We start from the raw sequence: 1227 nt of genomic DNA on the forward strand, positions 1-1227 counted from the left end.
TGGCGTGCCCCCATCGGGTGGTCCGGTTAAAATGTTAGTGCATCGTAGGCCTCTGGTCTATCGGGACGATGCTTTCCGGCGCTGGCGGGCGATATCCCAATGCGCTGTGCGGCCTGACGGTGTTGTAGTGGATCCGCCATTGCTCGATCAGGATTTGCGCCTCCCTTAGGCTGTAGAAGATTTCGCCGTTCAACAGCTCGTCGCGGAACCGGGCATTGAAGCTTTCGCAGTATCCGTTTTCCCATGGTGAGCCTGGTTCGATGTACGCCGTTTTCGCGCCGACGGCTGCAATCCACTCCCGCACCTTCTGAGCGATAAATTCCGGCCCATTGTCGGATCTTATGTATTCCGGCGGGCCACGGAGGATGAACAGGTCTGTCAGTGCGTCCAGCACATCGGTTGAGTTGAGCTTGCGATCGACGCGGATCATCAGCGCCTCCCTGGTGTATTCATCAATGATGTTCAGCGTCCGATAGACGCGCCGGTCAGCGGTCCGATCCTGGACAAAGTCGTAGGACCAGACATGGTTTGGACGCTCCGGCCTGAGACGCACGCATGATCCGTCATTCAGCCAGAGCCGCCCCTTCTTCTTCTGTTTTTGCGGGACTTTCAGCCCTTCACGCCGCCAGATACGCTCGACCCGCTTGTGGTTCACACACCAGCCCGCGTTGTTCAGCAGACCCGTCACCATTCGATATCCATAGCGGCCGTATTGGTCGGCCAACTCGATGATATCGTCGGTCAGCCGTTCTTCATCGGCTCGACCCTGCGGAGCCTTGCGCTGCGTGGACCGGTGCTGACCAAGCGTGCGGCAGGCGCGGCGCTCGGATACGCCAAGTTCCTGCCGCACATGGTCGATGCACTTGCGGCGGCGTGAAGGGCTCAGAAGTTTCCCTTTGCCGCCTCGGTCAGAATGAGCTTGTCCAGTGTCAGGTCCGACACCGCCCGCCGCAGCCGCTGGTTTTCCTTCTCCAGCTCTTTCAGCCGGGCGAGCTGAGATCGCTGCATCCCGCCATAGAGCTTGCGCCATCGATAAAATGTCTGCTGCGTCACGCCGATCTGGCGAACCGCCTCGGCGATCGTCGCGCCTTGTCCCTGCAGAACTTCAACTTGCCGAAGCTTCGATACAATATCTTCGGGCTTCTCTCTTTTCCCAGCCATCGCTGATCCTCCAATTGCGGGACAAATCTATCCCAGTTGGTGGACCACTTTCAGGGGGCTATTCCA

At 58.8% G+C, this 1227-nt stretch carries 1 protein-coding gene; it reads right to left on the reverse strand.

The window, feature by feature from the left end; translation table 11 throughout:
• Nucleotides 1-34: 34 nt before the first annotated feature.
• Nucleotides 35-1161 (reverse strand): IS3 family transposase gene (locus VK792_RS19470; RefSeq protein WP_326299583.1). Its coding sequence is split into 2 segments (ribosomal slippage): nt 35-897 and nt 897-1161, totalling 1128 coding nucleotides; the frame shifts between segments, so codons are not numbered across the junction.
• Nucleotides 1162-1227: the final 66 nt, after the last annotated feature.

Source organism: Mesobacterium hydrothermale (assembly GCF_035818635.1).
Lineage (GTDB): Bacteria > Pseudomonadota > Alphaproteobacteria > Rhodobacterales > Rhodobacteraceae > Mesobacterium_A > Mesobacterium_A hydrothermale.